The sequence below is a fragment of the Xanthovirga aplysinae genome, assembly GCF_009711365.1.
GTDB lineage: Bacteria > Bacteroidota > Bacteroidia > Cytophagales > Cyclobacteriaceae > Xanthovirga > Xanthovirga aplysinae.
On record NZ_SMMB01001014.1, the window covers coordinates 1 to 6,600 of the forward strand.

Here is a 6,600-nt window from a genome sequence, read left to right on the forward strand (position 1 = left end):
CAGTACCTTTCGACAAGTACAGTGATTTCCCAATTGGCAAATACCCAAGGTAGAAGTTGTGAGTATTAATGGGTTTTGAAGTCTCACTGGTTTAGAAAGGATTCCAAAACCAACCGTAATGTGAGGGGAGAAGTTTTCTTTACTGTGATGGGAGAGGTAATGGTCAATCCAGTGAAATGTGCTGTTGCCAATTTCTTCTTGGGAAGCCATCATTTCCTTTTTTACTCCAGTTGTTAAATAATTTTCCACACCTTTTAATATTTCCTCATGTAGTTCCTGAAGTTTTTTATCCTTTTGAAGGACCACTAAAGTCAGGCCTTTCCCTTGGTTATCTATGCTGCTTTCGACCCTTGTAATTGGAATTTCCAAGGGTAATAACTCCTTTCCTATTTTACTTAAAATACCTTTTATAATTTCCAAATTATCCATGTCCACGCAGCCCATTGCAAGGGAGATGTGTGGTAAGCAATTTTTTAAGTTCAGTCGAATCTTAGTTTTTCCCGAACCTTCCAGGTTTTGATTAAGGACAATAATCTCTTGGCTTAATTTTTTATCAGGAAATAAAACTATATCAACGGCTATTTTTTGGCTTAACATAAGTTGGTGAATTTTAAAAATGAAAAATTAATATTAGACAGTAGAAAGGTAAGATTTGAGATTCCAGGAATTTTTCTCTCTGAGTTTATTCGTAAAGAAGATTTAACACCTATAGTATTTTTGGGGCTTAAACCTATTTTTTCTTATTCTATTAGGATTATGACAACAAGCATTTTTAGAAATAATAGAGGGCTTTTGTGAACTACCGGATTAATTAGTTTTCAATTTTCACAGGTTGGTAAAATACCATTCCCTCTATCAACCAATTAAAAGGAAACTAAAGGTACTTTTTTTGTGCACTGCTGTCTTTTCAAATATACCCAAATGAAAAAATAGAGGGGTTGGGATGATGGTAAAATTAAGTATTTATGTAAGTATGTTATTAGAATTTGTGGTGCAATTTGAATTGAATCGCACGAAAAGTGGGAAGTTCTTGTTTTCATAACACAACCAGTCGGAGAAAGCCCCTTGGGTGCTTATCCGGAGTAAAAAATCAGGAAATCACTTCTAATTAACTTCATGTATGGGAAAGTACATCAGACCGCTGGCTTTAATGTCAGTCCTTCTCGTGTTGGTCCAATCCTGTGCTACTATTATTAATGGAACCACTCAAAGAGTAACCTTTGTTTCTGATCCACCAAATGCAGATGTCTATATTAATGGACAAAAAACCTGGGAAAAGACACCAGTTACGATGGAGGTGCCAAGAAAAGTAGCAGAGACCTTCTATAATCGGAAAAATGAACAGTATTATGTTTTTAAAAAGTTTGGGTACCATGATATGGAGTATCGTGATTTTCGTACCCAATCCAATTTGTTCTTATGGACAATCCTTAACCTTACTACCTATACGGTAGGTTTCTGGGTGGATCTATATAACCAATCCTGGAATAAATATTCAAAGCGAGTGACGGTTAATCTCTCCCCCAAAAAAGTGATAACACGAAAGGAAGTCGTTTATGTGGAAAAAGAGGGTAAGGGAAGCAGTTACCATTTTGAGCAATTGTCCGATGTAGATGTTGGAGTTCCTGAAATCAAAGGACGAATTCCGAAAAGGTTTGCTCTGATTATTGGAAATGAGGATTATACTTCCTTTCAAATATCACCGATGAATGAGGTAAATGTAGTGTATGCCCGAAATGATGCAAGTGCTTTTAAAGAATATGCGATTAAAACACTTGGCATTCCTGAACGTAACATTATTTTTGTTTTGGATGGCACCACTGGGAAAATGAATCAGGCCCTGAACAAATTAAGCTTATTGGCAAAAAATTCAGGGGGTGAAGCGGAGTTGTTCTTTTTTTATGCGGGGCATGGTTTGCCTGATGAAGCCACTCATTTGCCTTATCTTATTCCAGTAGATGTGAATGGAACTGACCTTAGCTCTGCTATTAAGGTCAGTACGGTTTATCGTAAATTGACTGAGTATCCTACACGGAGAGTCACGGTATTTCTGGACGCTTGCTTTAGTGGGGCTGGAAGGGGAAGTAATCTTTTGGCCGGTATTAGAGGAATTGGAATAAAACCTAAAATGGCCAGACTACAGGGTAATTTGGTGGTGTTTTCGGCCAGTCAGGGAGAACAATCTGCTTCCGTTTATCAGGACCAACATCATGGATTGTTTACTTACTTCCTATTAAAGAAATTGAAAGAGTCCGCAGGAGAAGTTAGCTATGAGGAACTGGCTCATTATATTAATGGTAAAGTGGCATTGGAATCAGTGTTATTAAATGATAAAGAACAAAATCCAGTAGTGAATTTCAGTGAACAGTTAAGAGGAAAATGGGAAAACTGGAAATTCCTTCCTAAATAGGGGATCATAACTAAATTAACTTTTCCCTTCACTCTAAACTAATTTCTAATGGGATGAATAAGATTCTTTGCCCAGTTGATTTGGAACCACCATCTAAAAATGCGGTGTGTTATGCTGCTCATTTAGCCCAAAAGACAGGAGCAACTCTTTTTTTATTACATGTGGAGCCAGAAATTAGTACCGAGGGAGTAAATGATGAAATAGAGAAACAAAAGCTTTTTGATTTACGGCAGAAGATGGCTGATTTTTGTCATCAGATCCAAACCAATTTTGAGATCAATTGTGAGTACATTATTAAACCTTCCTATTTTGAGGAAACAATTATCACCATAGCAAATGAGCAGGGCTTTGACCTTATTGTGATGGGAACCGAAGGTATTTCTGATTTTGAAGATTTTGTTTTTGGAACCTTTACCTTAAAGGTTGTCAAACATTCTAAACCACCCGTTTTGGTAGTTCCTGCCGAATGGCATAATTATACCCCAGAAAAATTTATTTATGCATCTGACTACGATGAATACGATCCTATTTTTATTAGAAAAGTAGTTGATTTGGCCATTGTTCTCCATGCCAAAGTAATTTATCTACATATCAGTAAACATGGTGAAACTTTTGGAGATGAGCTTTTTGAGGTGAGTAGTGAAGAGATAAAAGAAGAATTAGGAGCGAAAAGCGAATATGTTCAGTTTGAGCATATGTATGATGAGGGAGGTACGGTTAAAGCTTTGAAAAGGTATTTGCAAAAGTTTGAGTCGGGAGTGGTTGTGGTACTTAAAAAGGAAAGGTCGGTCATTGGAAATTTATTCCATAGAAGTTTGACAAAAAAACTCACCTTGGCAGCCAAAATGCCATTATTGGTTTTTCATCGCTATAGAACAAAGCAATTTCCAAAAAAGTAGTAAAGAGAAGGAGGGCATACTGGGGAAAGTATGCCCTAAGTAATGATTGGATGATTTAGGGGGAGCTCAAAAGGTTTGGAAAAACCTCTCGGCAGTGTGAAAAATTAGATAGACGAGGGAGGGTGGGATTTTTAAATTTCCATACTTTACTTCATAATTACCGTAGGATGGGTCAACAGCTTTTTGTTTTTGTTTCTTATATTCAAGTTAACTAAAGCTTGCAAAAATCCAAAAAAATATTTGATTATTTTTATTGTTATTTTTTTTGAAAGCTTTATTTCGTTTCTATATTCCATTAAACAGATCAAAAGAATTCTTTCCTATTAAATTTAAAACAACAATAAGCGTGATCTTACAATACCAAGATCACACCCAGCTAAGACTTCATAATTCTTATTAAACAAATAGTGGTTGGCATTTTGTAAATCTCCTTTCTTTCCATCGAACTATAAAATAAATGTTGAAGAGCAGTAATGGGGTCCTGAGAAAATCATCTTCCATTCATCAATTCACCATCTGTTCTTCACTGTTAATTTTTCAATCTTCATTCAATTCTCTTTTTGGGTTAGAAGTGAGAGAATATTCTATGAATTAGGTGATTTTTTAGATGAATAATTTGTAAGTACGATAAGTTTCGTATAAGTTTGTAGTACGATAACCTTCGTACTAAATAATAAGTTGTTATGAAAAAAGAAAATTTGTTGAAACCTACTGAGGCAGAGCTAGAAGTGTTGGGTGTGATTTGGGGTAATGGGCCTTCTACGGTGAGGTTTGTACACGAAAAACTGCTAGAAAAAAAAGAAGTGGGCTATACCACCACCCTTAAGACTATGCAAAATATGGCTAAAAAAGGTATGCTAAAAAGAGATGAAAATAAACGAAGTCATGTATATCTAGCAGTCTTGAAGGAAACACCTACACAGAAAGCACTCTTAAACCGCTTTTTAGATGCGGCATTTGGGGGATCAGCTATGAAAATGGTTATGCAACTATTGGGCAATAGCAAAACCTCAGAGGCTGAATTGGAACAGATACGTAAATTAATTGATAAAATAGAAAAAGATAAATCATGAATCCCATCAAGGAAATCCTCTCCGATCGTCTGATCCACGCTCTTGGATGGACCATTATTCATTCCCTTTGGCAGGGAGTGCTCATCGTGCTTTTATCCGCCTTCTTAATGATTTTGCTTTATAGGCAATCCTCTAACATTCGATATTTTGTTTCGGTCACTGCTTTATTATTATTATTTTTTACCTCAGCCACTACCTTTTTTAGGGAATTTAGGGCTTATGACCTTTCCGGAAAAAATAACCCCGCCCAGTATATCCGATCTTCTACGGTTTCGGAAGAAAAATCACGTTTGGTAGTACAAGAAAAATTTCCGGACAAGGAAAGAACAACAGCTAGCAGTAAATTTACACCAGGGGAAAAAATAAAACAGGTATCGAATAAGTACCTGGCTGTTTTTCTAAAAAAATATCAGGCTTATTTTGAACCTCACATTCCTTTAATATCAATTCTTTGGCTATTAGGCTTTGGATTATTGTTTCTTCGTTTTTTTGGAAGCCTGGCTTATTCGAGACGGTTGAAACATTACCGAACGAAAGAGGTGGAGGGGCACTGGCAAAATAAACTGGATGAATTGATCAAAAAATTAAAGCTTAAAAAAGCAGTTCGTTTGGTGGAATCTTCTTTGGTAAAAGTTCCTCTTGTTATTGGTTATTTTAAGCCTGTCATTCTTCTTCCCTTGGGCTTAATTTCTCAGGTTCCCACTGCCCAATTAGAAGCAATTTTAGCGCATGAGTTAGCTCATGTTTATCGCCGGGACTACCTGGTGAATATTTTATTGACCTTCATTGAAACCTTCTTCTTTTATCATCCTGCAGTATGGTGGTTGTCCAATAACATTAGAGCCGAACGGGAAAATTGCTGTGATGACCTGGCTCTTTCTGTTTGCAATGATTCCTTGACTTACGCTAAAGCTTTAGCAAAAATGCAAGAACTGCAGTTGAAAGGACCTCAAATGGCCATGGGGTTTGTAAATAAGCGTTCCGAAATACTGCAAAGAATTGGTCGAATAGTGAATAACAAGAATGTTCGTCCTGATTTTTCTGAAGGGTTTATCACCGCTTGTGCAATGATGTTTAGTGTAATTGCACTTAGTATTAATGCTAAAGCTTTTGAGGGAGGAAAGGTGGAGAATTCGTTCCGTTCCGCAACTGAAGTATCCTTTAAAATGCCAAATTCCTCGGAATCAAAAGATATAGAAAAGGTTAAAGCTAATGAAAAAAATAGAAATGGATTTTTTCCTTTGGAAGATGCTAAGGTAAAAGAGAGCCTTCCAAAACTCGAGGCTGATTCTTTAAAGGCTAAAAAGAAACAACTTGTAGTTGCTAAATTTGATCCATTTGTGGAAGAACTTGAAGAAGTAAGGCCTTTGCCAAAGGTTAATACAGTTGCTCCTCCAGTATTCAAAATGGTGAGAAAAAGTGAAAATTCTGTGATAATTCATCAAAATGGAAAAACCTATGAGATTTTTTGTAATAAGGAAGGAATTTGTGAGGGTTTGGTGAATGGAGAACCATTAAGTAAGGAAGAATTGAAGAAGTTGAATGAAACGGGAAGGTTAGGGGACGATGACTCTATAATAATTAGAAGAGATGAAAACTCCGGGCAGCTATATGTCTCAGCGCAGGGAGGAAACAGCCGGATTATTTCTCACTCTTTTTCTAATGATTCAACAAATAGATTTGTTGAATTCTGGTCTGAAGAAAAATTAGACTCTTTGATGGATTCCGCTATGGAGGGTATCGCTTCTTTCAATTATAATTTCAATTGGGATTTAGATGAGGATCAATTTTTTTATGCTCATCCTCAAATGGGAGATATGTATATCCATTTGGATAGTTTAAATGATGGGGTTATTGGGACATGGGATTTTGATAACTTTAGAATGGAAATGGAAGGTTTAGGGGAAAAACATCTGCTCTTGATGGACTCCCTTATGAAAAATAGAGGAAAGGTTCATGAAAATGCTGAAAGGCTAATGGAGGAATCCCGAAAGGTAACTGAAAGACACCGAAGGGAAGTGGAAGAAAAAAGAAGGGAACTAATGGAAGCAATGGATTCCTATCGTTCTAAAATCAGGGAAAAAGAAAAGCTGCGAAGGGAAGAGATTGAAAAAACCTATCATAAAAGAGATAAGAAAACACATTCAATAATAAGAGGGAAAGTTCCAGGTAGAGAGGAACCAGATCAAATAATAGCGTTTCAAAACTTATTAGAAAA

5 protein-coding genes are annotated in these 6,600 nt (G+C 36.3%); 4 read left to right on the forward strand and 1 reads right to left on the reverse strand.

The window, feature by feature from the left end; translation table 11 throughout:
- The coding region (locus E1171_RS10415; RefSeq protein WP_155205945.1) for a 2'-5' RNA ligase family protein at positions 1-597 on the reverse strand (597 nt) is incomplete at its 3' end.
- Positions 598-1,120: 523 nt separating this feature from the next.
- Here E1171_RS10415 and E1171_RS10420 point away from each other — a divergent pair.
- The 4 genes from E1171_RS10420 to E1171_RS10435 all read left to right on the forward strand — a co-directional run.
- Complete coding sequence (locus E1171_RS10420) at positions 1,121-2,410, forward strand: caspase family protein (protein ID WP_155205946.1); 1,290 nt, start codon at positions 1,121-1,123, stop codon at positions 2,408-2,410.
- A gap of 53 nt (positions 2,411-2,463) precedes the next feature.
- Positions 2,464-3,309: a universal stress protein gene (locus E1171_RS10425; protein WP_155205947.1), complete on the forward strand. Its 846-nt coding sequence runs from the start codon at positions 2,464-2,466 to the stop codon at positions 3,307-3,309.
- 683 nt (positions 3,310-3,992) lie between these two features.
- Complete coding sequence (locus E1171_RS10430; RefSeq protein ID WP_155205948.1) at positions 3,993-4,382, forward strand: BlaI/MecI/CopY family transcriptional regulator; 390 nt, start codon at positions 3,993-3,995, stop codon at positions 4,380-4,382.
- Positions 4,379-6,600, forward strand: a 2,222-nt coding sequence (locus tag E1171_RS10435) for a M56 family metallopeptidase (RefSeq protein WP_155205949.1), incomplete at its 3' end; no start/stop codon positions are given. The genes E1171_RS10430 and E1171_RS10435, both read left to right, overlap by 4 nt.

What these genes read in the sequence shown, in the direction of transcription:
- E1171_RS10420 (WP_155205946.1), top strand. Translation starts at nt 1,121, where the DNA reads ATGGGAAAGTACATCAGACCGCTGGCTTTAATGTCAGTCCTTCTCGTG.
- E1171_RS10425 (WP_155205947.1), top strand. Translation starts at nt 2,464, where the DNA reads ATGAATAAGATTCTTTGCCCAGTTGATTTGGAACCACCATCTAAAAAT.
- E1171_RS10430 (WP_155205948.1), top strand. Translation starts at nt 3,993, where the DNA reads ATGAAAAAAGAAAATTTGTTGAAACCTACTGAGGCAGAGCTAGAAGTG.